The organism is Pseudomonas sp. P106(2024) (assembly GCF_057480815.1).
This window is the reverse complement of record NZ_JBLIYU010000004.1, coordinates 280,173-303,415: the sequence shown is the minus strand read 5'-3', so window position 1 is coordinate 303,415 and position 23,243 is coordinate 280,173. Positions and strand designations below refer to the sequence as shown.

Here is a 23,243-nt window from a genome sequence, read left to right as displayed (position 1 = left end):
TATACAATCCCCGCCAGTTCCCAGCACCTCCAGGACTCCTTTCATGGACGAAACCGCGCAGCACTGGCTGCATGCTCTCTCCGCCCCCATGGCCGCCCTCAACGGCGCCAGCTATACCGCACCCGACTATTTCGAGGGCGAAGACCAGACCGACCTTGAGCGCTGGTGGGGCATCAGCAACCGCGCCCAGTTGCTGGACATGCTCAGCATGGCCGACAACGGCCACGCCACCGAGATGAGCGAGGCCTACTGGCAGTACCAGCGCTGCCTGCCCAGCCAGTGGCAGGCCTTGCTCGACACCCTGCCCCCGCGCGAGCGCATCCGCCACGAATACGCCGCCCGCACCTTTCCCGACTGCGGCCCGGGCGGCACCCGGGCCTGGGACCTGGGGCGCATGGGTTTCCTGCTGCGCGCCGGCGTCAAGAAAGGCCTGATCGATCGCGACGAAAGCCTCTACCTGCACTACCGCCTGGCCCTGCGCGCCCGCCATTACTACAACCGCTGGGACGGCTACCTGGCCGGCTACCTGTTCGGCAAGGCGCTGTGGAATGCCAGCGACAGCAGCGACGAGACCCTGGCCGCCAACCTCGAGCGCCAGGGCTGCGAGCACTGGAACCGCTGCATCGTGCTCAACCTGCGCCTCGGCGCCCATGACCTGCTGGCCGGACTGCCCTGGGACATGCCCCTGCCCGAGCCCGCACGACCCACCACGCTGGAAGAGGACTGCTGGTCATGAGTTGCTGGATTCGCCTGGGAATCGAACCGACCCAGGACATGGACGCCATCCGCCTGGCCTATCGCGGCCGCCTGCCCTCGCACCACCCGGAAACCGATCCCGAAGGGTTCCAGGCACTGCGGGCAGCCTACGAGGAAGCCCTGCGCCTGGCCCGCGAGCGGGCGCCCAGCGAGGCTGAGCCAACACGCGAAGAAAATGCCCCCCATCCAGCCCTCAAGCAGTTCCACACCCTGCTCGAGGAGCCGTCCAAGCGCTTCGACCCACAAGCCTGGCAGCGTTTTATCGCCGAACTGGACGAGTTGCCGCTGGATGAACTGGACGACCTCAGCTGGCAACTGCTGCACACCCTGCGCGACTGCGGACCGTTGTCCCACCACTGCGCGGGCCTGCTGGCACGGCGCCTGGGCTGGGCCGAGCAGCTGCTGCGCCTGGACGAGCGCCACGAAGTGGAAGCTTTCCTCGACCGCCTGGAACAGCCCGATCCCTTCGACACCGCCTGCATGCGCGACTGGCCGGCCAGCGCGCAGATGGAAAGCCTGTGGTATTTCCGCAGCCTCGAGTACTGCTACCAGCAGCGTCCACTGTTCGAGTACGAGCAGTTCGCCGGTGTGCATACCTGCCTGGCCATGCCGGATGACCCGGCCTTGGTGCAACGCCTGCTGGTGCAGTTCAGCCAGGCCGGTATCCCCAGCCGGACCTTCCACGAAATGCTCAAGACGCGCCAGCAACAGGCCCCGGACGATGCCGACCTGCTCTACCTGCTGGCGCGCCAGGCCGATGCCCTGGGCGCCGAGCAACAGGCCCTGGACTGCTGGTTGCGGCTGTATCGCGAACACCAGCACCCACAGGCCGAACGCTGGCTGATCGACCTCTGCGCCCGCCATCAGCCCCAGCGCCTGCCGTTGCTGATCCAGGCCTTTGACCGCCTGCACACCCCGGCCGGCTGGCCCGCCGAGCTGGACGACCCCGCCCAGAACTGGGGCAGCCCCGGGCAGTCCCCGCAGACCCTGGCGCGCTGGTCCGAAGCCTCACGCCTGGAGCTGCAAGGCATCGCCGCGACCTTCATCGACTGGCGGCTGGACGGTGATGACGAACTGCCGCTGCTCGCCTGGCTGCTGCAGGACCCGCAGGACCACGACCTGCACCGCCTCTACTGGCAGGCCTGGGCGCTGCAACGCGGGGAAGCCGGTCTGCTGCGCCAGGTGCTCGCCCAGCCGCTCGCCGAAGATGCCCTCGACGCGCTGATCCTCGAAGGCTTCCAGCGCCAGGCCAGCCAGCAGTTGCACTGGCTTGAACAGGCCCCGGTGGTCAAGGTGCTGGTGGATTTCTGCGCCAGCGAAGCCCCGGGGGCGGAGCTGCCCGAGGCCTTGACCGAGGACGCCATTCGCCCGGTCTGTCGCGAATGGCTGCGGCGCATGCGGGTATACCCGGCCCACGCCCTGCATGCCCTGAATGTGCGGTTTGACATGCGCCGCCTGTTCACCACGCCGTTCGCCCTGCAACTGCAGGACACGCTCGCCGAGACCGGCGTACTGCTGCCGGCCATGCCCGAGGGCGACGCGCTGTGGAACTGGCACCGCCAGCACTTGTTCATGCTTGCCCTGCTGGAGCAGCCGTCACGCTGGCTGGCGCTGATCGACCCGACCCTGCCAAGCCAGTTGCACTACCCGTCCGGGCATCCGTTCGCCCCATTGCACACCCTGCTCTGCCAACAACTGCCCAGCCCTGACGGCAGCAGTGGCCTGCTTGGCAGCCTGGATACCCGCGACCCTGTACAGGCGATGGTTTCAGCGCGGTTGCTGACCCTGCAACAAGCCCTGAGCAGCACGCGCCTACCCGGTGCAGGGCAATTGCTGGCCTGCCTGGAGCATGACGATGGCAGCCTGGGCAACGACCATCCTCTGGGCTATCTGCTGTTTTGCGCCGTGCTGCACCATGACCGCTCCCTGGACACCGAGCAACGTGAACGCCTGCGCCAGCGCCTGGATGCGCTGGCGCCGCAGGATGAATGGTTCGAGGCACTGCGCAGCGGCCTGCTGCAAGGCAAGACCAAGCATCCACCGGCCGAACTCGCCCATGCCCACGGCGTCGACAGCCGTGCGTTCAATGATGTGCTCGACGCCCTGGACAGCCTGTACAACGATTGCGCGCCGCCGAAGATCCGCGCCTTGCGCGCCTTGCAGAAGATCAAGGACGACCCGCAGCAGGACCTGGGCTTGCGCTGTGCAATCATGGCCGTGCTGTCGTGGAGCGAGCGCATGTTGCGCAATGCCCTGCAGCACCCTCCCGCGAAATTCTGGGCCGTGTGGAAACTCAACAGCCGCCTGAACCGCTCAGGGTTTGCCTTGAACCTGGCGGCCGCCGCCCTCTGCGCCAGCATGATGCTCACACTGCCAGTGTTGATGCTGGTCACGGTGCTGCTGCTGATCAGTGCCTTCCTCAGGCGCCTGCGCGACCTTGGCCAGGGTATCCCGGCGCTGATCCTGCTGCTCGTGCTGAGCAGGGTGCTACCGGTACTACCGCTGTTGCTGCTGTTGCTGCCCGGTGACCGGCTGCCGAACCGCTACGGCTCGCAACCGGGCCAGCAAGCGCTGCTCGATGACAGCCTGCAGGCTACCCTGCGGCGGCTGAACGGTCAGTAGCGCAGCTCGTCAAGCGCCTGGCTCAACGCCTGGCGCTCACGGCTGATCTCAGCGGCCTGTTGCCCGGCTAGCACAGCGTTGAAGGCGTCCAGCCAACTGCCGATCAGCTCGCGCTCGTCGCCCAGGCTCTGCATCCAGGCCCGCTCCAGACGGGCCAGCAGGGTGCGGTTGGGCAGCGTGTCACGCGGGTGGATCTTCAGCCGCGCCAAGCGCTCCTCGCTGGCCAGGCGCGCCTCGGCATCCAGCCCGGCGGGGCTGCGGTCGATGCTGTGGCTGTGCTTCTGGCCGCTTTCGAGGAAGGTCACATCTACTTCCAGCAAACCGTTGATGTCGTAGCTGAAGCGCACGTCCAGCGACTGGATTTCACCGGTCGGCTGCAACGGGACCTCGAAACTGTCCACCAGGATGTTGTCCCGCACCCACGGCCGCTCGCCCTGGTACACGGCGATGCGCACGAACTTCTGCTCTGGGTGGCTGCTGTAGAAGCGCTGCACCTTCGAGGTAGGGATCACCGTGTTGCGCTCGATGATCGGCGAGAACGCTCCGGTGACGTCGTCGCCCCGGGACGAGGCCACACCGAGGGTGTAGGGGCAGACATCGGTCAGAATCAGTTCGTCGATGGCCGCGTCGCGGGCCTTGCAGGCGGCCTGGCTGGCGGCGCCGAGGGCGACAATGGTGTCCGGGTCCAGGTGCCGGTACGGCAAGCGTCCGAACAGCTTGGCCACCAGTTGCTGCACCTGCGGCATGCGCGTGGCGCCACCGACCAGCACCAGGCTGTCCAGCTCGCGCGGGCTCAACCGGGCATCGCGCAGGGCCTGCTCGATGGGCGCACGCACCCGGGTCAGCAAAGGCGCCCAGATCGCCTGCAGCTTGAGGTCGTCCAGCCGCCACTCGCGGGGCTGCGCGCCATCGTGCCAGTCCAGCACGCGGCTGCCCTCGCCCGCCTCGCGCTTGAGCTGTTCGATGGCGTCATGCAGGCTGGCCAGGGCCTGGGGGGCCAGGTCCTCGGCCTTGAGGTTCCAATCGCGCAGGCAGGCCTGCAACAATGCCTCGGTAAAATCCTCGCCGCCCAGGTAATTGTCACCGGTGGAGGCATGCACCTCGATCAGCGGCAAGGCGTACTCCAGCACGGTGACATCGAAGGTGCCGCCGCCCAGGTCGAACACCAGGGTGCGCTCGAACTTCTGCTCATGCAGGCCATAGGCCATGGCCGCGGCGGTCGGCTCGTTGATCAGCCGCTGGACCTTCAGCCCGGCCAGCTCGGCGGCGAAGACCGTGCGCTTGCGCTGCTCGTCGCTGAAATACGCCGGTACCGAAATCACCGCCTCGCTGACCGCGCAGCCCAGGTGCGCCTCGGCGTCCTGCTTCAATGCGCCCAGCACCAGCGCCGACAATTCTTCAGGCGTGAATCGATGCTCGCCTAGCGCATAGCGCTTGTCGCTACCCATGAAGCGCTTGAACGCCGCCGCGGTGCGCTCGGGGTGCGTGGTCAATCGCGACCGGGCAGCCTGGCCGACCAGGATCGAGCCGTCGTCATCGACACTGACCACCGAGGGGGTGAGCACTTCACCCACGGCATTAGGGATCAGCCGAGCTTCGCCGTCCTGCCAGACGGCAATCAGGCTGTTGGTGGTGCCGAGGTCGATACCGAGCAGTGGCGTGGAATAGGTGGGGGGGTTGGAGAGGCTGGCATCCTGCATGATCGGTCTCTGGCTTGCGATAGGAACCGACGCGGGGCCTGCTGGCCACATGCGGCGGACAGGGGCATTCTGGCGTAATGCCAGAAACAAAAAAAGCGACCCTAAGGTCGCTTTCTCTGTTGCTTCCGGGTGTTCAGTGGGCCCTGGAAGCTAAATATGGCGCGGCGGACGGGACTCGAACCCGCGACCCCCGGCGTGACAGGCCGGTATTCTAACCGACTGAACTACCGCCGCGCTATACATCGAGTGGTGGGTGATGACGGGATCGAACCGCCGACCCTCTGCTTGTAAGGCAGATGCTCTCCCGGCTGAGCTAATCACCCTTCGTCTCGGTGTGGCGCGCATTCTACGGAGGACCTCCTACCCTGGCAAGCACTTTTTTCAAATTTTTTGAAAAAAAATTCCAGGCCTTTCAAAGACCTAGCCGCGCCGCGATTTTCTTCCTCTATATAGGACTGCTGGCCCTATGACAGGGTTGGCCTGGAAGCGCCCCTCGGAGAATAATGCCCGCCTTATGTATTAAGGAGAGATTCCCCCTCATGTGGTTCAAGAACCTGCTGTCCTATCGCCTGACCCAGGAAGTACCGTTCGAGGCCGAGGCGCTGGAGGCCGCCCTGGCCAGCAAGCCGGCCCGCCCCTGCGCCAGCCAGGAACTGACCACCTACGGTTTCGTCGCGCCGTTCGGCAAGGGCGAGGACGCGCCCCTGGTTCACGTCAGTGGCGAGTTCATGCTGATCGCCGCACGCAAGGAAGAACGCATCCTGCCCAGCAGCGTGGTCAACGACGCGGTCAAGGAGAAGGTCGAGGAGATCGAGACCGAGCAGATGCGCAAGGTCTATAAAAAGGAACGCGACCAGATCAAGGACGAGATCATCCAGGCCTTCCTGCCGCGCGCCTTCATCCGCCGCTCGATGATCTTCGCCGCCATCGCCCCGCGCCTGGGCATGATCCTGGTCAACTCGGCCAGCGCCAAGCGCGCCGAAGACCTGCTGTCGACCCTGCGTGAAGTGATCGGCTCGCTGCCGGTGCGCCCGGCCACCGTGAAGATCGCGCCAAGCGCGACCATGACCGACTGGGTCAAGTCGCAGCAGGCCGCCGAAGGCTTCTTCGTTCTCGACGAGTGCGAGCTGCGCGACACCGCCGAGGACGGCGGCATCGTGCGTTGCAAACGCCAGGACCTGACCAGCGAGGAAATCCAGCTGCACCTGAGCACCGGCAAGCTGGTCACCCAGCTGGCCCTGGCCTGGCAGGACAAGCTGTCGTTCGTGCTCGACGACAAGATGGTGATCAAGCGCCTGAAGTTCGAGGAGCTGCTGCAGGAGCAGGCCGAACAGGATGGCGGCGACGAGGCCCAGCAACAGTTCGACGCCAGCTTCCAGCTGATGATGATGACCTTCACCGAGTTCCTGCCGGTGCTGTTCGAAGCCCTGGGCGGCGAAGAGATCCCGCAGGGGGTGTGAGGGTCAGGCCGGCGCGGCCCAGCGGCGCCGGCTGAACTTCAGGCGCACCCGCAATCGCCGGTGCGCCTCACGATCCAGTGCGTCCCTGGGGATGCACTGGCTCTGGCTGAACCTGCGCCCCTTGCGCACGAACCGCAACACTACCATGGCCGGCAGGGCGACGCTGTCTCGGCACAGGCGCGCCGGCTGCCAGCCCTGGGCGCGGCTATAGAGGTACCAGCCACGCCGGTCACGGCGCAGGCCGGTGATGGCCTCGGGGTGGGTCAGCAGGAGGCGCCGGGGGATAACCCAGCAGGCGTGGGCAAGACAGACGACGGCCAACAGGCCGCGCAGCCACCCGGGCAGCGCCATCAGCGCGAGGGTAAGCAGTGCCAGCGCCAGGCTGGCGAGGTAGGCCGTCAGCAGCAGGCGCGAGCCTTGCCAACGGCACTCGAAAACTTCACTTGGGCTGGACACGGTCCAGGATGAGGCGGACCATGCGCTGCAGCTCCGGATCCTCGGACTCGCTGCGCTCCATGAACCAGCCGAACATGTCCTGATCCTCGCAGGTCAGCAGGCGACGGTACAGCTCGCGGTCGGCTTCGCTCAGGCTTGGGTAGACCTCCTGGGTGAAAGGGACCAGCAGCACGTCCAGTTCCAGCATGCCGCGACGGCTATGCCAGAAAAGCCGGTTGAGTTCAGTTTGTTCGACCATGGGGCCCTCCTCGAGTGGTCGCGCAGTATACCGCGCAGCGAACGAAGCGGCACAAGGCGTTGGTCTAGTCACCTACCTATTTTGTTACCGGCGTTCTATGATGGCCGCCAGTCTTTAGCTACCGCGATGACCCATGGCCGATTCCGCTTTCTTCTGTACCCTCTCCCATGAGGGCATCCTCGCCGTCCGCGGCTCCGACGCCGGCAAGTTCCTGCAAGGTCAGCTGACCTGCAACATCGGTTACCTCAACGACGAGCACGCGAGCCTTGGCGCCCGCTGCATGGTCAAGGGCCGCATGCAGTCGAGCTTTCGTATCCTGCCCGAGGGCAATGGCTACCTGTTGGCCATGGCCAGCGAGCTGCTCGAGGCGCAACTGGCCGACCTGAAGAAATACGCGGTGTTCTCCAAGGCCACGCTGAGTGACGACAGCGCCGCCTGGACGCGCTTCGGCCTGCAGCAGGGCGACGCCGCCCTGCAGGCGCTGGGCCTGTCCGTGGCGGACGAGGCCGGCGCGACCGCCCGTCATGCGGGTCTGATCGCCGTCCGCGCTTCGGCCGGCCGTGTCGAACTGTGGGCGCCTGCCGAGCAGGCCGCCGCCGTTACCCAGAAACTGGCCGCCTCGCTGCCCGAGGGCACGCTCAACGACTGGCTGCTGGGCCAGGTCCGCGCCGGCATCGGCCAGGTCATGGGCCCGACCCGCGAGCTGTTCATCCCGCAGATGATCAACCTGCAGGCCGTCGATGGCGTGAGCTTCAAGAAAGGTTGCTACACCGGCCAGGAAATCGTCGCCCGCATGCAGTACCTGGGCAAGCTCAAGCGCCGGCAATATCGCCTGGCGCTGGCCGAGACAGCGGTACCCCAGCCGGGCGCCGAGATCTTCTCGCCGACCCACGGCTCGTCGGTCGGCGAAGTGGTGATCGGGGCCAGCACCGGCAGCGCCGTCGAACTGCTGGCCGTGCTCAGCGCCGAGGCGGTGGCGGACGACAACCTGCATCTGGGCAGCCTCGAAGGCCCGCGCCTGTCGCTGCTCGACCTGCCTTACGAACTGGACCGCGACCGGGAAATCCAGCGCTGACCAGCCCGCCCCGGCGACATGCCGGGGCTGCACCACCTTTGCCGTAGAGAAGTCCATGAACAAGCTGGCCGAGAAGGTCCAAGCGCAACTGCTCGCCGCCATCGACCGGGACGACCTGGTCCTGCCGACCCTGCCGGAAGTCGCCCTGAGCATCCGCGAAGCCGCCGAAGACAGCGAGATTAGCGTTTCCGCCCTGAGCAAGGTGATCGGCCGCGACGCCGCGCTGTCGGCCCGCCTGATCAAGGTGGTCAACAGCCCGCTGATGCGCGCCGCCGTCGAAGTCACCGACCTGCACACCGCCATCACCCGCCTGGGCATCAACTACAGCTGCAACCTGGCCATCGGCCTGGTGATCGAGCAGATCTTCCATGCCCGCGCTCCGGCGGTGGAACACAAGCTGCGGGATATCTGGGCCAACAGCCTGGAAGTCGCGGGCATCAGCTATGAACTGTGCCGCCGCTACACCCAGCTCAAGCCCGACCAGGCCACCCTCGGCGGCCTGGTGCACCAGATCGGCGCCCTACCGGTGCTGATCTATGCCGAGGAGCACAACGAGCTGCTCTCCGACCCGATCTGCCTGCATTTCGTCATTGAGCAGATCCAGCCGGTACTGGGCGACAAGATCCTCAGCGCCTGGGAATTCCCCGAGCAGTTGGTCAACGTGCCCAGCCAGGTGCAGGACCTGGACCGGCGCACCGACCAGATCGACTACATCGACATCGTGCAGATCGCCCGCTGCATCAGCCAGCGCGAGCGCAGCCGACCGCTGGCCGCCCTGCCCGCCTACCGCCACCTGGGCCTGCCCTACGGCACCGAGCTGGATATCACCGAGCTGCTGGATGCGCGGGGCATGCTGCGCTGAATCGACAGGCCCCACGATGACCTTCAGTCCGCGATAAAACTCACCCGCACCTTCAGCCCGCCCCGCTCGCCGTCGTGCAGGCTGATCTGCGCCAGATGCGCCCGGCAGATCTCGCCGACGATCGCCAACCCCAGGCCGCTGCCCTGGGCGCTGCGTCGGTAGAAGCGCTCGAACACCCGCTCACGCTCGTCCTCGGGAATCCCCGGCCCGTCGTCCTCGACTTCGAGCACGGCCGGCGCCAATACCCGCAGGACCACATCGCCGCCGGGCGGGGTGTGGGCAAGGGCGTTGTCCACCAGGTTGCTGAGCAGTTCGTTGAGCAGGGTCGGCTCGCCCTTTAGCCACACCGGCGCCTCGGCCTCCAGCGCCAAGGCGACGCCGCGGGCATGGGCCAGGGGCGCCATGGCCATGCCCAGTTCACGGGCCAGCTGGCTCAGGTCCAGGCGCTGGGCGCCGCCCTCGGCGATGGCGCGGGCGCCGTTCTCCACCCGCGCCAACGACAGCAATTGGTTGGCCAGGTGGGTGAGCCGGTCCGTGCCCTGGGCGGCGGCTTCGAGGGTCTTGCGCCATTCGTCCGGCTCCCGTGAGCGCAGGCCCAGTTCCACCCGCGCCTTTAGCGCCGCCAGCGGCGTGCGCAGTTCGTGGGCGGCGTCGGCGATGAACTGCGCCTGGCGTTCGAACTGGCCCCGCAAGCGCTCGGTGAAGTGATTGAGCCCGCGCACCAGCGGCCCCAGTTCACGCTGCACCTGGACCACCGGCAAGGCGCGCAGGTCGTCCGGCTGGCGCTCCTCCACCGCCGTGCGCAAGCGCTCCAGCGGGCGCAGCGCGGCACTCACCGCGAACCACACCATCACCAGCGCGCCGAAGGCCAGCATGCCCAGGCGCAGCAGGGTGTCGGCCATCAATCCGCGGGCCATGCGCACCCGCGCCTCCTCGGTCTCGGCCACGCGGATCTCGGCCATGCCGTTCATGTTCGGTTCGCTCACCGCCTTGAGCAGGCTGACCACGCGCACGTCCTGGCCCAGGTAGGTGGCGTTGTAGAAGCGCGCCAGCGCCGGATAATCGTCGGTGCGCGGCGTGCCCGCAGGCGGAGGCGGCAGGTTCTCGTAGCCGGAAATCAGCTTCTGGTGAATGTCCAGCACCTGGTAGTAGATGCGCCCGGCGCTGTCGTAGGCGAACGTATCCAAGGCCACATAGGGCACGTCGGCGCTGAGGGTGCCGTCGCGCTGCGACAGGCCGGCGGCGATGGTCCGCGCCGACGCCAGCAGGGTCCGGTCATAGGCGGTGTCGGCGGCTTCGCGACCGTTCCAGTAGGCGCTCAGGCCGCTGGCCAGCATCAGCACCACCAGCAGCAGCGCCAGGTTGCCCAGCAAGCGCCCGCGCAGGCTGCCGTTGTCACGCATCGCGGTGCTCGAGCAGGTAGCCCAGGCCACGGAAGGTGACGATGGCCACCGGGTGGCCGTCGAGCTTCTTGCGCAGGCGGTGGATGTAGATCTCGATGGCGTCGGGGCTGGCCTCCTCGTCAAGGCCGAACACCTGGGCCGCCAGCTGTTCCTTGCTCATCACCCGACCAGGGCGAGCGATCAGCGCCTCTAGCACGCTCTGCTCGCGCTGGGTCAAGGTCAGCGGCTCGCTGCCCAGGCTGAAGCGCCGGGTATCCAGGTCGTAGACCAGCGGGCCGCAGCGCTGCTGGCGCTCGCCACCAAGCACGCTGCGACGCAGCAGGGCCTTGACCCGCGCTTCCAGCTCGGTCAGCTCGAAGGGCTTGGCCAGGTAGTCGTCGGCGCCGAGGTTCAGGCCGTGCACGCGGTCCTTCACATCGCTGCGGGCGGTGAGCATCAGCACCGGCAGGGTCTTGCCGCGCCCGCGCAGACGCGCCAGCACCTCGAAACCGTCCAGCCGCGGCAGGCCGACATCCAGCACCGCCACGGCGTAGTCCTCGCTGGCCAAGGCCAGGTCGGCGGCCACGCCGTCATGCAGCACGTCCACGGTCAGGCCCTGGCTCTTGAGGGCCTGGGCCACGCTTTCGGCCAGTTGCAGATGGTCTTCGACCAGCAGCACACGCATCGGATTCTCCCTGTTCGGCTGGGCTTTTTGCGCGGAGTGTAACGCCGTGGCGGGTGCTGTGAAGCCCTCGCCGGAAACCTTTCACGCTGAAAGGTTAGCGAAAGGTTGGTTGCCTAGCATCGCACCACGGTCGCCCCGTGCGCCGCAAAAAGCACCAGCAAGGTGCAACACATAAGAACAATAAATGGAGTCACCGACGATGCTGTCCATGCAGCCGCAGGCGTTCGCGCCTATCCGTTCGTTCGCCGCCCGACCTTCCGCCCTCGCCAGCGCCTTCGCCCTTGCCGGTGTCGCGCCCATCAGCCAGGCCGCCTTCTTCGAAGACAGCACGGCCACCTTCGAAACCCGCAACATGTACTTCAACCGCGACTTCCGCGACGGCACCAGCGCGCAGCAATCCAAGCGCGACGAATGGGCCCAGGGGTTCATGCTCAATTTCGAGTCCGGCTACACCGAGGGCACCGTGGGCTTCGGCCTGGACGCGCTGGGCATGGTCGGGGTCAAGCTCGACTCCAGCAAGGACCGCACGGGCACGGGCCTGCTGCCCACCCACGACGACGGCAAGGCCGCCGACGAGTACTCCAAGCTGGGCCTCACCGGCAAGGTCAAGGTCTCGCAGACCGAGCTGAAGATCGGCACGCTGATCCCCGAACTGCCGACCCTGCAGCCCAACGACGGGCGCATCCTGCCGCAGACCTTCGAAGGCGGTCTGGTCACCTCGAAGGAGATCAAGGGCCTGACCTTCACCGGCGGGCGCCTGGAAAAGGCCAAGGACCGCGACGACAGCAACTGGGAAGACCTGGCCCTGAACAACAAGAACGGCCGCTTCGGCGGCACCTTCAGCGCCGACAACTTCGACATGGGCGGCCTGGACTACCAGTTCACCGATCGCATCACCGGCAGCTACCACTTCGCCCAGCTCGACGACATCTACCGCCAGCACTTCATCGGCCTGCTCGCCACCCAGCCCTGGGGCCCTGGCACCTTCGGCGCCGACCTGCGCCTGGCGATCAGCGACGACGCCGGCGCGGCCAAGGCCGGCAAGATCGACAACACCACCGTCAACGGCATGCTCAGCTATACCCTGGGCGGACACAAGGTCAGCGGCGCCTGGCAGCAGCTGTCCGGCGACAGCGCCTTCCCCTACGTCGATGGCGCCGACCCGTACCTGGTCAACTTCGTCCAGATCAACGACTTCGCAGGCAGAGACGAACGTTCCTGGCAGGCGCGCTACGACTACAACTTCGCCGCCCTCGGCATCCCCGGCCTGACCTTCATGACCCGCTACATCAGCGGCGACAACGTCAGCCGCGCCGCCGGTGGCGAGGGCAAGGAGTGGGAACGCAACACCGAACTGAAGTACGTGGTACAAAGCGGCCCGTTGAAGAACGTCGCCGTGCGCCTGCGCAACGCCACCTTCCGCTCCAACTTCACCCGCGACGCGGACGAGGTGCGGCTGCTGGTGAGCTACAGCGTGGCCCTGTGGTAACCCATAACAACAACGCTCACGGAGATAGACGATGACCTTTTCACTGCGCCGCCTCGTCCTGGCCACCGGTTGCCTGCTGCTGGCCGGCAACGCCCTGGCCGCCGAACCGAAACGCCCCGAATGCATCGCCCCGGCCTCGCCCGGCGGCGGTTTCGACCTGACCTGCAAGCTGGTGCAGAGCGCCCTGGTCAACGAGAAGATCCTCAGCAAGCCCATGCGCGTGACCTACATGCCCGGCGGCGTCGGCGCGGTGGCCTACAACGCCGTGGTCGCCCAGCGCCCGGCGGATGCCGGCACACTGGTGGCCTGGTCCAGCGGCTCGCTGCTGAACCTGGCCCAGGGCAAGTTCGGCCGCTTCGACGAGAACGCGGTGAAATGGCTGGCCGCGGTCGGCACCAGCTATGGCGCCATCGCGGTGAAGAGCGACTCGCCCTACAAGACCCTCGACGACCTGGTCGCGGCGCTGAAGAAAGACCCGAGCAAGGTGGTGATCGGCTCCGGCGGCACCGTCGGCAGCCAGGACTGGATGCAGACCGCGCTGATCGCCAAGGCCGCCGGGATCAACCCGCGCGACCTGCGCTACGTGGCACTTGAAGGCGGTGGCGAGATCGCCACCGCGCTGCTGGGCGGGCACATTCAGGTTGGCTCCACCGACATTTCCGACTCCATGCCGCACATCCAGAGCGGCAACATGCGCATCCTCGCGGTGTTCTCCGACAAGCGCCTGGACGAGCCGGAGATGAAGGACATCCCCACCGCCAAGGAGCAGGGCTACGACATCGTCTGGCCGGTGGTGCGCGGCTTCTACCTGGGGCCAAAGGTCAGCGACGAGGACTATGCCTGGTGGAAGGCTTCGTTCGACAAGCTGCTGGCGTCCGAGGACTTCGCCAAGCTGCGCGACCAGCGCGAACTGTTCCCGTTCGCCATGACCGGCGAGGAGCTGGACGGCTATGTGAAGAAACAGGTGGCGGACTACAAGGCGCTGGCCCGTGAGTTCGGGCTGATCCAGTAAGCCTCCCCCGATCCCTGCAGGAGCGGCCTTGTGTCGCGAAAGGGGTGCGAAGCGGCCCCAGGTTCTGAGCGTCAACGCATGAATCGCTGGGGCTGCTGCGCAGCCCTTTCGCGACACAAGGCCGCTCCTACAGGGGGCCGCGCCGTGTCGAACATTACCGAGGATTCTCCCATGATCCTGCAACGCCTATTCGCCCTGGTCCTGCTGGCGGTATGCGCCGCCCTGGCCGTCATGGCCTGGCCCTATCAGGCCGCCTTCTCCTATGAACCGGTCGGCCCGCGCGCCTACCCACTATTGATGCTCGGCCTGATGAGCCTGGGCCTGCTGTACCTGGCGATCCGCCCCACGCCCATCGTACGCAAGGACGACGAACCGGAGCTGGACCGCGAGACCCTGATCAAGATCGCCGCCTGCGTCGGCCTGCTGATCGTCTTCGCCAGCACCTTCGAAGCCCTGGGCTTCATCCTCAGCGCCATCCTGGCCGGCGTGCCCATGGCCCGCCTTTATGGTGGCCGCTGGCTGCACAGCGCCCTCGTGGTGGTGGGCATGAGCCTGTTCCTCTACTGGCTGTTCGACCGCGTGATGGACGTGCCCCTGCCCCTCGGCCTGCTCGACGTACTGGAGAACTGACATATGGATACCTTGAGCTACCTGGGCCAGGGCTTCGGCGTCGCCCTGAGCCCGTACAACCTGGTCACCGCCCTGACCGGCACCCTGATCGGCACCGTGGTTGGGCTGCTGCCGGGCCTGGGCCCGATCAACGGCGTGGCCCTGCTGATCCCCATCGCCTTCGCCCTCGGCCTGCCGCCAGAGTCGGCGCTGATCCTGCTGGCCGCGGTGTACCTGGGCTGCGAATACGGTGGGCGGATCAGCTCGATCCTGCTGAACATCCCCGGCGAAGCCTCCACCGTGATGACCACCCTCGACGGCTACCCAATGGCCCGCCAGGGCCTGGCCGGCGTGGCCCTGTCGCTGTCGGCCTGGAGTTCGTTCATCGGCGCCTTCATCGCCACCTGCGGCATGGTGCTGTTCGCCCCGCTGCTGGCGAAATGGGCGATCGCCTTCGGGCCGGCGGAGTACTTCGTGCTGATGGTGTTCGCCATCGTCGCCCTCGGCGGCATGGCCGGCGACAAGCCGCTGAAAACCTTTATCGCCGCGCTGATCGGCCTGTTCCTCTCGGCGGTGGGCATCGACGCCAACAGCGGCGTGTACCGTTTCACCGGCGACAGCGTGCACCTGGCCGATGGCATCCAGTTCGTGGTGCTGGTGCTGGGCCTGTTCTCCATCAGCGAGATCCTCCTGCTGCTGGAAAAGACCCACCACGGTCATGTGGCGGTCAAGGCCACCGGGCGCATGCTGTTCAACCTCAAGGAAGCGGCCTCGGTAATCTTCGTCAACATCCGTTGCGGCCTGCTGGGCTTCTTCATGGGCGTGTTGCCGGGTGCCGGCGCGACCCTGGCCAGTGCCGTGGCCTACATGACCGAAAAACGCATCGCCGGCGACAAAGGCAAGTTCGGCAAGGGCGACGCCCGTGGCCTGGCCGCGCCTGAAACCGCCATCGGCGCCTCCTGCTGCGGCGCCCTGGTGCCGATGCTGACCCTCGGCGTGCCCGGCTCGGGTACCACCGCAGTGATGATCGGCGCGCTGACCCTGTACAACATCACCCCCGGCCCGCTGCTGTTCGAGCAACAGCCGGACATCGTCTGGGGGCTGATCGCCTCGCTGTTCATCGCCAACCTCATGCTGATCATCCTCAACGTGCCGATGATCCGTGTGTTCACCCGCATCCTCGCCGTGCCGAACTGGGCGCTGGTGCCGGTGATCGCGATCATCACCGCGATCGGCGTGTACGCGGTGCATGCCACCACCTTCGACCTGTTCCTGATGGTCGGTATCGGCATCATGGGCTACATCCTGCGCAAGCTGGACTTCCCGCTTTCGCCGATCCTGCTGGGCTTCATCCTCGGCGGGCTGATGGAACAGAACCTGCGCCGCGCGCTGTCGATCTCCAACGGTGAACTGGGCATCCTCTGGTCGAGCCCGATCAGCATGGGTGTGTGGGTGCTGGTGGTGTGCATGCTGAGCCTGCCGCTGCTGCGCAGCTGGCGCAAACGTGCCCTGCAACGCCGGGCCATGGCCGATGCCTGATCGCTCGGTGCCACTGTTCTGGGCCACCGGACTGGTCGGCCTTGCCGGCGGATTTCTCGCCAGCAAGGTCGGCTGGCCCTTGCCGTGGATGATCGGCTCGTTGCTGGCGATCATCCTGGTGCGCTGCCTGACCCCCTGGCAACTCAGTGAAATCCCCAATGGTCGCAAATGCGGGCAATGGATCATCGGCATCGGCATCGGCCTGCACTTCACCCCGGCGGTGATCGAACAGGTGGCCAGCCACTTCGCGCTGATCTTCTTCGGCGCGCTGTTCACCACCCTCTCCAGCGTGATCAGCGTGTGGCTGTTGCGGCGCACCGGTGAGGACCGCGCCACGGCGTTCTTCGCCAGCATGCCGGGCGGTTCGGGCGAGATGGTCAACCTCGGCGCGCGCAACGGCGCGGTGCTCAGCCAGGTGGCCGCGGCGCAGAGCCTGCGGGTGCTGGCGGTGGTGCTGTGCGTGCCGGCGCTGTTCAAGTTGCTGCTTGGCGATGGCGCGCCGCTGAACCATGCCGGCAGCGTGAGCTGGGGCTGGCTGGTATTGATCGCGCCGCTGGGGGTGCTGATGGCGCTGCTCTGGCAGCGTCTGCGCCAGCCCAACCCCTGGTTGTTCGGACCGTTGCTGGTGGCAGCCAGCGTGAGCCTGGCGGGCAACCTGCAGATCGGCCTGCCCAACGGCGCCAGCCAGATCGGCCAGTGGCTGATCGGCAGCGGCCTGGCCTGTCACTTCAACCGCGCATTCTTCCGCCGGGCGCCGTCGTTCCTTGGCCGGACATTGCTGGCCACGGCACTGTGCATGCTGATCGCCGCAGGCGCGGCCTGGGCGTTGAGCCTGCTGACGCACCTGGACCTGCGCTCGCTGACGCTGGGGATGATGCCCGGGGGCATCGCCGAGATGAGCCTGACGGCGGAGACCCTGCAACTGTCCGTGCCGCTGGTGACGGCGCTGCAGGTGATGAGGCTGTTGTTCGTGCTGTTCCTGGCCGAGCCGTTGTTCAGGCGCTGGGCCAGGACATGAAATCAAAGGGCCGCGAAACGGCCCTATGATTTCATGTCACAACGGCGGCAACGCCCAATCGATCGGCGCCATCCCGCGTTGCTCCAGGAAGCTGTTGGTACGGCTGAAATGCCCGCAACCAAAGAACCCACGGTAAGCCGACAGCGGCGAGGGATGCACCGACTTGAGCACCAGGTGCTTGCTGGCATCGATCAGCTTCTGCTTGCTCTGCGCATGGGAGCCCCACAGCAGGAACACCACGTTCGGGCACTGCTCGCTGACCACCTGGATGATCCGGTCGGTGAAGAACTCCCAACCTCTCTTCGCGTGGGACGCGGCATTGGCACGCTCCACGGTCATGGTGGTGTTGAGCAGCAACACGCCCTGCTCGGCCCAGCTCTGCAGATAGCCATGCGCGGGGATCGGCAGGTTGAGATCGCGCTGCAGCTCTTTGTAGATATTGACCAGCGATGGCGGCGTGGGGATACCCGGCTGCACCGAGAAGCACAGGCCATGGGCCTGGCCGGGACCGTGGTATGGGTCCTGGCCGAGGATGACCACCTTGACCTGCTCCAGCGGTGTGGAATTCAGGGCGTTGAAGATCAGCGGCCCAGGCGGGTAGATCTCCTTGCCGGCGGCGTGCTCCGCACGCAGGAACTCGCGCAGCTGCTGCATGTAGGGCTGGTCGAACTCGGCGCGCAACGCGGCCTTCCAGCTGGGTTCGAGTTTGATGCGATCGTCGTCGGTCATGGGGGCATCCAAAAGCAAAGTGCCGCGACACTAGGAAAGCCGGGCCGGCTTGTCAATCGATCCGACCGACGACCGGCAGCTTCGCCGCGGCAGGCCATACTGAGGGGATGACCTGCGCGAGGTAGTCCATGTCCATTCAATGCGAGGTACTGACCGGCGCCGACGGCGCCCGTATCGGCATCGCCACCCTGGATGCGCCCAAGGCGCTCAACGCCCTGACGCTGCCCATGATCGAGGTGCTCGACGAACGGCTGCGCGCCTGGGCCAGCGACCCCGGGATCGTCTGCGTGCTGCTGCGCGGCAACGGGCCGAAGGCCTTCTGTGCCGGCGGCGATGTCCGCGCCCTGGTCGAGGCCTGCCGCGAACACCCCGGCAGCGTGCCGCCGCTGGCCGCTGCGTTTTTCGCCAGCGAGTACCGCCTCGACCACCGCCTGCATACCTACCCCAAACCCTTGTTGTGCTGGGGCCACGGCCATGTGCTGGGCGGCGGCATGGGCCTGCTGCAAGGCGCCGCGGTGCGTATCGTCACCCCCAGCAGCCGCCTGGCCATGCCGGAAATCAGCATCGGCCTGTACCCGGACGTCGGCGCCAGCTGGTTCCTCGCCCGACTGCCGGGCAAGCTCGGCCTGTTCCTGGGGCTCACCGGCGCCCCGCTCAATGCCCGTGACGCACTGGACCTGAACCTGGCCGATCGCTTCCTGGGCGAGCACCAGCAGGAGGCGCTGATCGAGGAACTGCTGCAATTGAACTGGCAGGAGCAAACCACCCTGCAGCTCAACAGCCTGCTCAAGGCCGAGCAGCACCGCGCCTGCGCCGAACTGCCGCAAGGCCAGTGGCTGGCGCGCCGCGGCGTGATCGACGAAGTGCTCGACGTGGCCGACCCGGTAGCGGCCTGGCGGGCCCTGGCCGGCCTGGCCACGCACGCCGATCCCGTGCTGGCGGCGGCCGGCCAACGCCTGCACGAGGGCTGCCCGCTGACGGCGCACCTGGTGTGGGAGCAGATCCGTCGGGCGCGGCACCTTTCGCTGGCGCAGGTGTTCCAGATGGAATACACCCTGAGCCTGAACTGCTGCCGTCACCCGGAGTTCAGCGAGGGGGTGCGCGCCCGTCTGTTGGACAAGGACAACACCCCGCACTGGCACTGGCCGGATGTGGCGCAGGTGCCGGCGGCGGTGGTGGAGGCGCATTTCAGCAAGGTCTGGGAGGGGCGGCATCCGTTGGCGGAACTGGGATGACGTCAGTGCCCTGTCACCGCGACCAGCCCCGCTCGCCACCGCGGCCCCCATCGGGTCTACGGTCACGGTTGCCCTGCCCGTTGGAGTGCCAGCGATCGCCCCGACGGTCGTCATTGCGGTAGTCGTGGCGGTCGCGATCCCGACCGTAGTCGTAGCGCTGGCGGTTGCCGTAGTCATAACGCGGATTCCCGTGCCAGCGCGGTTGCATGCCGGGCGCCGGATAAGGGCGGTACTGTGGCACCGGCGCCGGCCCGTAGTAACGCGGCGCAGGCTGGTAGTAGTAGCGGGTCTGCGGTACCACGTAATAGCGGTCCTGGCGGTAATAGCCTGGGTAAACGTAGCGATCGCTGGTGTAGTAGTCGCTGCGGTAGTAACCACCGCTCTCGTAGTAAGGGGCGCAGGCGGAGGTCAGCAGTCCGAGCAGGACGACGAGCAGGATTCGTGGGTACATGGCGGCCTCCTGGACCGCAGGGATGCCCGGCACAGCGACGCTGGCGGGCGTCGACGACAAGCTGTTGGTCGACACAGGATAAGACCGTGGCAACAGGGTTCAGTGCCATTTGCGCAACAAATTGAAACAGGTCCTATAACCCTGAAAAACATGCAGTCATTTTTCGATCATCTCACTAGAATGTGGCCACCGGCACACTTCACGGGAAGATCATGCCTTCGCCTTCCGCCCTGTTCTCGCAACGCTCGCTGATCGTCGCCCTGCTGCTGCTGCTGGCCGGCGGCTTCCTGGCCACCTCGCTGCTCGGCTACTACGCCTCGCGCGGGGCGATCCGCGACGGCATCGTCAACACCGAGCTGCCGCTGACCTCCGACACCGTCTACTCCGAGATCCAGAAAGACCTGATCCGCCCGGTGCTGATCGCCTCGATGATGGCCCAGGACACCTTCCTGCGCGACTGGGTGCTGGCCGGCGAGCAGGACACCGGGCGCATCACCCGCTACCTGGGCGCCGTGATGGGCAGTCAGGCCACCTGCACCAGCTTCTTCGTCTCCGACCGCAGCCTCACCTACTACCAGGCCAAGGGCGTACTCAAGCAGGTGCGGGCCAACGCCTGGCGCGACGCCTGGTACTTCCGCCTGCGCCAGTCGGGCAAGCCCTATGAGATCAATGTCGATGTGGACATGGCCAACCAGGACAAACCCACCGTATTCATCAACCACCGCGTGCTCGATTATCAGCAGCGCTTCATCGGTGCCGCCGGCGTGGGCTTGAGCGTGGAGTCGGTGGTCCGACTGATCGACGAATACCAGCGACGCTACCAGCGCTCGGTGCTGTTCACCGACGCCGGTGGAAAGGTTTTGCTGACCGGCTCCGACGGTGGCCCCCATGGCCTGCGCGCCGGCCAGCAACTGGCCGACAGCAGCCAGTGGCAGGACCTGCTGGCACGCATGCCGACACCGGCCAGCGGCAGTCACGAGTACACCGACAACGACGGCCACAGCCACTTTCTCAATGTGCGCCTGCTGCCGGAACTGGACTGGTACCTGCTGGTGGACAAGCGCGAAAGCGGCGCCCTGGACCGCATCCGCCAGTCGCTGTACCTGAACTTGGCTATTTGCGCCATGATTACCCTGGTAGTCCTGTCACTGCTCAATGCCATGATCAAGCGGCACCAGGACAACGCCGAGGCACTGGCCACCCTCGACAGCCTCACCGGCCTGCCCAATCGCCGCAGCTTTGACCTGCTGGCCGGCCAGGCGCTCATCGAAGCACAGCGTGACAGCGCGCCGCTGGTCGCCCTGCTGATCGACCTCGACCACTTCAAGACCCTCAACGACACCCATGGCCACCTGGCCGGCGACGAAGTGCTGCGCCAGTTCGCCAATGTGCTGCAGGGCAGCCTGCGCCAGTCCGATATACTGTGCCGCTGGGGCGGCGAGGAGTTCATCGTGCTGCTGCGCGAAGCCGAAGGCCGCCAGGCCATCGAGGTGGCGGAAAAGATCCGCCGGCGCACCGAGCAACTGACCTTCAGCCACGCCGACCAGCCTCTGCGCCTGACCGTGAGCATCGGCCTGTCCGCCCTGCGGCGCGACGACAGCCTGCACAGCCTGCTGACCCGGGCCGACCATGCGCTCTATCGTGCCAAACAAGGCGGACGCAACCGCGTCTGCAGCGAAATGCCCGGACCCGACCATGCCTGAACTTCAACGCTGCCCCGCCTGTGGCGCCCTCAACCAGTGCGGCCTGGCCGACCCGCGCAACGCCGCGCAAGGCTGCTGGTGCTTCGACGTGGCCATCGATCCGACGCTGATCGAGGCCCTGCCGGCCGAGCTGCGCGACAAGGCCTGCCTGTGCCCGCGCTGCGCGCAGGTGGACGCGCAGCTCAAGGCAGCACCAGCACGCACGATCCGCTAGACTGCGCGCCGATTTCCCGCAAGCGACCCGCCCCATGCGCCTTGACCGATTCCTCGGCAACCTGCCCTGCTACAACCGCCAGCAAGTGCGCCTGCTGCTGGCTCAGCGGCGCGTGCGCGTGGATGGCCTGCCGACCGGCGACCCGCTGCTGGAGGTGCGCGAATTCAACCGCGTCGAGGTCGACGAGCAACTGCACCAGCCCGGGCGTCCAGCGCGCTACCTGATGCTGCACAAGCCCGCCGGGTGCGTCAGCGCCACCCAGGATCCGCAGCACCGCACCGTGCTCGACCTGCTGCCGGCAGCGCTGCGCGATGACCTGCACATCGCCGGACGTCTGGACTACAACACCACCGGGCTGCTGATCCTGACCAACGATGGTCAGTGGTCGCGGCGCCTGACCCAGCCACGGACCAAGCAGCCCAAGACCTATCTGGTGCACACCGAGGACGAAATCGGTGCACATTACATCGATCGGTTCCGCGAAGGGTTCTACTTCGCCTTCGAAGACCTCACCACCCTGCCCGCGCAGTTGGACATCCTCGGCCCGCGCAGCGCGCGCCTGGTCATCGTCGAGGGCCGCTATCACCAGGTGAAGCGGATGTTCGGACACTTCCAGAACAAGGTCGTGGGACTGCATCGGGAAAGCATGGGGTCGATCACACTGGACCCGATATTGCATCCGGGAGAATTCAGGGCGCTGACCGCCGAGGAAATCGCCTCGGTCTGAACGAACTCGCCATTCGGCAGTTTCCCACGAAAGATTGCCTCAACGGCACTTGCGCGATCCCGGCCTCGCTGCTTGACTGCTAACTCGTCGGTCTGCATGTGACTCATTGGTCACAACCGCAGTCCAAGACGCCCTTTACCGGCCACCCGGGGTCTCGATGCCCTGGGGCACGGTAATCGCCCGCACAACAATACCGTCGTCTACAAGCGTCAAGGATCGACACAAGGGCCTACCGGTTTCAGTTCCAGGCGAATGCCTACCTGTCATAAAGCACGTGCACCCTAATGGCCTGTCCGATCGATTCGGCGCCCAACCCGCCTGCCGATCGCACACGCCACCAGGTGACGCGAATACCCTTTTTGCGCCAGGAGTCGATGACATGAGGCCAGAAATCGCTGTACTTGATATCCAAGGGCAGTACCGGGTTTACACGGAGTTCCATCGCGCGGAAGGCGCCGAAAAGACGATCATCCTGATCAATGGCTCATTGGCCACCACGGCGTCCTTTGCACAGACAGTGCGCAACCTGCACCCACAGTTCAACGTGGTGCTGTACGACCAGCCCTACGCCGGCAAGTCCAAACCCCACAACCGCCATGAACGGTTGCTGACCAAGGAAGCCGAGGCACACATCCTGCTCGAGCTGATTGAACACTTCCGTGCCGACCACGTGATGTCGTTCTCCTGGGGCGGCGCCTGCACCCTGCTGGCGCTGGCGCACCAGCCGCGGCTGGTGAAGAAGGCCATCGTCAGCTCGTTCTCACCGGTGATCAACGAACCGATGCGCGACTACCTGGAGCGCGGTTGCCAGTACCTGGCCGCCTGCGACCGCTACCAGGTGGGCAACCTGGTCAACGACACCATCGGCAAGCACCTGCCGTCGCTGTTCAAGCGCTTCAACTACCGGCACGTCAGCAGCCTGGACAGCCACGAGTATGCGCAGATGCACTTCCACATCAACCAGGTGCTCGACCACGACCTGGAGCGGGCACTGAAGGCCGCGCGCAACATCGACATCCCGGTGCTGTTCATCAACGGTGACCGCGACGAGTACACCACCGTGGAGGATGCCCGCCAGTTCAGCCGGCATGTGGGGCGTAGCCACTTCAGCGTGATCCGCGGCGCCGGCCACTTCCTGGACATGGAGCACAAGACTGCCTGCGAGGATACCCGCAATGCGATGCTCGGTTTCCTCAAACCGGCGCTGCGCGAACCCCGCCACCGCTACACACAGGAAACGGGGCAGCATGCACTGGCCATCTGAGCGCATCGGCGTCCTGT

Annotated in this window: 22 protein-coding genes and 2 tRNA genes; 15 read left to right on the top strand and 9 right to left on the bottom strand. The window is 66.3% G+C overall.

Annotation, left to right across the window (positions count from 1 at the left end; genetic code table 11):
* The first annotated feature begins 43 nt into the window (after nucleotides 1-43).
* Both AC25M7_RS09855 and AC25M7_RS09850 read left to right on the top strand, forming a co-directional pair.
* Entirely contained in the window at nucleotides 44-736 is a 693-nt protein-coding gene (locus AC25M7_RS09855) for a DUF1266 domain-containing protein (protein ID WP_028690154.1), read from the top strand.
* The gene (locus AC25M7_RS09850; RefSeq protein ID WP_486970982.1) at nucleotides 733-3,378 is read left to right on the top strand and encodes a molecular chaperone DnaJ; all 2,646 of its coding nucleotides are present in this window, start codon (nucleotides 733-735) and stop codon (nucleotides 3,376-3,378) included. The genes AC25M7_RS09855 and AC25M7_RS09850 overlap by 4 nt, the downstream gene beginning before the upstream one ends.
* Here AC25M7_RS09850 and AC25M7_RS09845 read toward each other — a convergent pair.
* From AC25M7_RS09845 to AC25M7_RS09835, 3 genes are all read right to left on the bottom strand, one after another.
* Nucleotides 3,372-5,078 (bottom strand): molecular chaperone HscC, encoded by a 1,707-nt coding sequence (locus AC25M7_RS09845; RefSeq protein WP_028690156.1) that lies wholly within the window; start codon nucleotides 5,076-5,078, stop codon nucleotides 3,372-3,374. The genes AC25M7_RS09850 and AC25M7_RS09845 overlap by 7 nt on opposite strands.
* 157 nt (nucleotides 5,079-5,235) lie before the next feature.
* Nucleotides 5,236-5,312: transfer RNA gene (locus AC25M7_RS09840), tRNA-Asp, on the bottom strand.
* A gap of 13 nt (nucleotides 5,313-5,325) precedes the next feature.
* A tRNA-Val gene (locus AC25M7_RS09835) sits at nucleotides 5,326-5,401 on the bottom strand.
* A gap of 216 nt (nucleotides 5,402-5,617) precedes the next feature.
* Here AC25M7_RS09835 and rdgC point away from each other — a divergent pair.
* Nucleotides 5,618-6,538 carry a recombination-associated protein RdgC gene (rdgC, locus tag AC25M7_RS09830; protein ID WP_028690157.1) on the top strand — a complete coding sequence of 307 codons (921 nt, stop codon included), beginning with the start codon at nucleotides 5,618-5,620 and terminating at the stop codon, nucleotides 6,536-6,538.
* Nucleotides 6,539-6,541: 3 nt separating this feature from the next.
* Here rdgC and AC25M7_RS09825 read toward each other — a convergent pair whose 3' ends face one another.
* Nucleotides 6,542-6,994, bottom strand: a complete 453-nt coding sequence (locus tag AC25M7_RS09825; RefSeq protein WP_084941898.1) for a protein YgfX — start codon at nucleotides 6,992-6,994, stop codon at nucleotides 6,542-6,544.
* Nucleotides 6,978-7,232, bottom strand: a complete 255-nt coding sequence (locus AC25M7_RS09820) for an FAD assembly factor SdhE (protein WP_486970981.1) — start codon at nucleotides 7,230-7,232, stop codon at nucleotides 6,978-6,980. Before AC25M7_RS09820 ends, AC25M7_RS09825 begins: the two co-directional genes overlap by 17 nt.
* Before the next feature lie 133 nt (nucleotides 7,233-7,365).
* Here AC25M7_RS09820 and ygfZ point away from each other — a divergent pair, with 133 nt between their 5' ends.
* Both ygfZ and AC25M7_RS09810 read left to right on the top strand, forming a co-directional pair.
* Nucleotides 7,366-8,307 (top strand): CAF17-like 4Fe-4S cluster assembly/insertion protein YgfZ, encoded by a 942-nt coding sequence (gene ygfZ, locus AC25M7_RS09815; protein WP_062364155.1) that lies wholly within the window; start codon nucleotides 7,366-7,368, stop codon nucleotides 8,305-8,307.
* A 55-nt stretch (nucleotides 8,308-8,362) separates the two neighbouring features.
* Complete coding sequence (locus AC25M7_RS09810; protein WP_028690161.1) at nucleotides 8,363-9,169, top strand: HDOD domain-containing protein; 807 nt, start codon at nucleotides 8,363-8,365, stop codon at nucleotides 9,167-9,169.
* Between the two features lie 23 nt (nucleotides 9,170-9,192).
* Here AC25M7_RS09810 and AC25M7_RS09805 read toward each other — a convergent pair whose 3' ends face one another.
* Nucleotides 9,193-10,572 carry a sensor histidine kinase gene (locus AC25M7_RS09805; RefSeq protein WP_028690162.1) on the bottom strand — a complete coding sequence of 460 codons (1,380 nt, stop codon included), beginning with the start codon at nucleotides 10,570-10,572 and terminating at the stop codon, nucleotides 9,193-9,195.
* Nucleotides 10,565-11,236, bottom strand: a complete 672-nt coding sequence (locus AC25M7_RS09800; protein ID WP_028690163.1) for a response regulator — start codon at nucleotides 11,234-11,236, stop codon at nucleotides 10,565-10,567. The genes AC25M7_RS09805 and AC25M7_RS09800 overlap by 8 nt, the downstream gene beginning before the upstream one ends.
* A 199-nt stretch (nucleotides 11,237-11,435) precedes the next feature.
* Between AC25M7_RS09800 and AC25M7_RS09795 the strand changes: the two genes are divergently transcribed.
* From AC25M7_RS09795 to AC25M7_RS09775, 5 genes are all read left to right on the top strand, one after another.
* Nucleotides 11,436-12,725, top strand: a complete 1,290-nt coding sequence (locus tag AC25M7_RS09795) for an OprD family porin (protein ID WP_028690164.1) — start codon at nucleotides 11,436-11,438, stop codon at nucleotides 12,723-12,725.
* A 31-nt stretch (nucleotides 12,726-12,756) separates the two neighbouring features.
* On the top strand, nucleotides 12,757-13,737 hold the full coding sequence (locus AC25M7_RS09790; RefSeq protein WP_028690165.1) for a Bug family tripartite tricarboxylate transporter substrate binding protein: 981 nt from the start codon (nucleotides 12,757-12,759) through the stop codon (nucleotides 13,735-13,737).
* A gap of 171 nt (nucleotides 13,738-13,908) precedes the next feature.
* Complete coding sequence (locus AC25M7_RS09785) at nucleotides 13,909-14,367, top strand: tripartite tricarboxylate transporter TctB family protein (RefSeq protein WP_028690166.1); 459 nt, start codon at nucleotides 13,909-13,911, stop codon at nucleotides 14,365-14,367.
* A 3-nt stretch (nucleotides 14,368-14,370) separates the two neighbouring features.
* Nucleotides 14,371-15,885 carry a tripartite tricarboxylate transporter permease gene (locus AC25M7_RS09780; protein WP_486970980.1) on the top strand — a complete coding sequence of 505 codons (1,515 nt, stop codon included), beginning with the start codon at nucleotides 14,371-14,373 and terminating at the stop codon, nucleotides 15,883-15,885.
* Nucleotides 15,878-16,903, top strand: a complete 1,026-nt coding sequence (locus AC25M7_RS09775) for an AbrB family transcriptional regulator (RefSeq protein ID WP_028690168.1) — start codon at nucleotides 15,878-15,880, stop codon at nucleotides 16,901-16,903. Before AC25M7_RS09780 ends, AC25M7_RS09775 begins: the two co-directional genes overlap by 8 nt.
* A 36-nt stretch (nucleotides 16,904-16,939) precedes the next feature.
* Here AC25M7_RS09775 and ung read toward each other — a convergent pair whose 3' ends face one another.
* Nucleotides 16,940-17,632: a uracil-DNA glycosylase gene (gene ung, locus AC25M7_RS09770; protein WP_028690169.1), complete on the bottom strand. Its 693-nt coding sequence runs from the start codon at nucleotides 17,630-17,632 to the stop codon at nucleotides 16,940-16,942.
* A gap of 128 nt (nucleotides 17,633-17,760) precedes the next feature.
* Here ung and AC25M7_RS09765 point away from each other — a divergent pair, with 128 nt between their 5' ends.
* Nucleotides 17,761-18,867, top strand: coding sequence for an enoyl-CoA hydratase/isomerase family protein (locus AC25M7_RS09765; protein ID WP_028690170.1), 1,107 nt, complete (start codon nucleotides 17,761-17,763; stop codon nucleotides 18,865-18,867).
* A 13-nt stretch (nucleotides 18,868-18,880) separates the two neighbouring features.
* Here AC25M7_RS09765 and AC25M7_RS09760 read toward each other — a convergent pair whose 3' ends face one another.
* The gene (locus AC25M7_RS09760) at nucleotides 18,881-19,318 is read right to left on the bottom strand and encodes a hypothetical protein (protein ID WP_028690171.1); all 438 of its coding nucleotides are present in this window, start codon (nucleotides 19,316-19,318) and stop codon (nucleotides 18,881-18,883) included.
* Nucleotides 19,319-19,530: 212 nt separating this feature from the next.
* Between AC25M7_RS09760 and AC25M7_RS09755 the strand changes: the two genes are divergently transcribed.
* The 4 genes from AC25M7_RS09755 (at nucleotide 19,531) to AC25M7_RS09740 (ending at nucleotide 23,226) form a co-directional block, all read left to right on the top strand.
* A complete protein-coding gene (locus AC25M7_RS09755; RefSeq protein ID WP_486970979.1) occupies nucleotides 19,531-21,021 on the top strand; it encodes a sensor domain-containing diguanylate cyclase in 1,491 nt (496 codons plus the stop codon).
* Nucleotides 21,014-21,235, top strand: coding sequence for a cysteine-rich CWC family protein (locus tag AC25M7_RS09750; RefSeq protein WP_028690173.1), 222 nt, complete (start codon nucleotides 21,014-21,016; stop codon nucleotides 21,233-21,235). The genes AC25M7_RS09755 and AC25M7_RS09750 overlap by 8 nt, the downstream gene beginning before the upstream one ends.
* Before the next feature lie 34 nt (nucleotides 21,236-21,269).
* Nucleotides 21,270-21,962: a 16S rRNA pseudouridine(516) synthase gene (locus tag AC25M7_RS09745; RefSeq protein ID WP_062364144.1), complete on the top strand. Its 693-nt coding sequence runs from the start codon at nucleotides 21,270-21,272 to the stop codon at nucleotides 21,960-21,962.
* 379 nt (nucleotides 21,963-22,341) lie between these two features.
* On the top strand, nucleotides 22,342-23,226 hold the full coding sequence (locus AC25M7_RS09740; RefSeq protein ID WP_088852653.1) for an alpha/beta fold hydrolase: 885 nt from the start codon (nucleotides 22,342-22,344) through the stop codon (nucleotides 23,224-23,226).
* Nucleotides 23,227-23,243: the final 17 nt, after the last annotated feature.

Bases quoted from the DNA above. Each gene is read 5' to 3' on its own strand.
- AC25M7_RS09855 (WP_028690154.1), top strand. From the start codon at position 44: ATGGACGAAACCGCGCAGCACTGGCTGCATGCTCTCTCCGCCCCCATG.
- AC25M7_RS09850 (WP_486970982.1), top strand. From the start codon at position 733: ATGAGTTGCTGGATTCGCCTGGGAATCGAACCGACCCAGGACATGGAC.
- AC25M7_RS09845 (WP_028690156.1), bottom strand. From the start codon at position 5,078: ATGCAGGATGCCAGCCTCTCCAACCCCCCCACCTATTCCACGCCACTG.
- rdgC (WP_028690157.1), top strand. From the start codon at position 5,618: ATGTGGTTCAAGAACCTGCTGTCCTATCGCCTGACCCAGGAAGTACCG.
- AC25M7_RS09820 (WP_486970981.1), bottom strand. From the start codon at position 7,232: ATGGTCGAACAAACTGAACTCAACCGGCTTTTCTGGCATAGCCGTCGC.
- ygfZ (WP_062364155.1), top strand. From the start codon at position 7,366: ATGGCCGATTCCGCTTTCTTCTGTACCCTCTCCCATGAGGGCATCCTC.
- AC25M7_RS09810 (WP_028690161.1), top strand. From the start codon at position 8,363: ATGAACAAGCTGGCCGAGAAGGTCCAAGCGCAACTGCTCGCCGCCATC.
- AC25M7_RS09805 (WP_028690162.1), bottom strand. From the start codon at position 10,572: ATGCGTGACAACGGCAGCCTGCGCGGGCGCTTGCTGGGCAACCTGGCG.
- AC25M7_RS09800 (WP_028690163.1), bottom strand. From the start codon at position 11,236: ATGCGTGTGCTGCTGGTCGAAGACCATCTGCAACTGGCCGAAAGCGTG.
- AC25M7_RS09795 (WP_028690164.1), top strand. From the start codon at position 11,436: ATGCTGTCCATGCAGCCGCAGGCGTTCGCGCCTATCCGTTCGTTCGCC.
- AC25M7_RS09790 (WP_028690165.1), top strand. From the start codon at position 12,757: ATGACCTTTTCACTGCGCCGCCTCGTCCTGGCCACCGGTTGCCTGCTG.
- AC25M7_RS09785 (WP_028690166.1), top strand. From the start codon at position 13,909: ATGATCCTGCAACGCCTATTCGCCCTGGTCCTGCTGGCGGTATGCGCC.
- AC25M7_RS09780 (WP_486970980.1), top strand. From the start codon at position 14,371: ATGGATACCTTGAGCTACCTGGGCCAGGGCTTCGGCGTCGCCCTGAGC.
- AC25M7_RS09775 (WP_028690168.1), top strand. From the start codon at position 15,878: ATGCCTGATCGCTCGGTGCCACTGTTCTGGGCCACCGGACTGGTCGGC.
- ung (WP_028690169.1), bottom strand. From the start codon at position 17,632: ATGACCGACGACGATCGCATCAAACTCGAACCCAGCTGGAAGGCCGCG.
- AC25M7_RS09765 (WP_028690170.1), top strand. From the start codon at position 17,761: ATGTCCATTCAATGCGAGGTACTGACCGGCGCCGACGGCGCCCGTATC.
- AC25M7_RS09760 (WP_028690171.1), bottom strand. From the start codon at position 19,318: ATGTACCCACGAATCCTGCTCGTCGTCCTGCTCGGACTGCTGACCTCC.
- AC25M7_RS09755 (WP_486970979.1), top strand. From the start codon at position 19,531: ATGCCTTCGCCTTCCGCCCTGTTCTCGCAACGCTCGCTGATCGTCGCC.
- AC25M7_RS09750 (WP_028690173.1), top strand. From the start codon at position 21,014: ATGCCTGAACTTCAACGCTGCCCCGCCTGTGGCGCCCTCAACCAGTGC.
- AC25M7_RS09745 (WP_062364144.1), top strand. From the start codon at position 21,270: ATGCGCCTTGACCGATTCCTCGGCAACCTGCCCTGCTACAACCGCCAG.
- AC25M7_RS09740 (WP_088852653.1), top strand. From the start codon at position 22,342: ATGAGGCCAGAAATCGCTGTACTTGATATCCAAGGGCAGTACCGGGTT.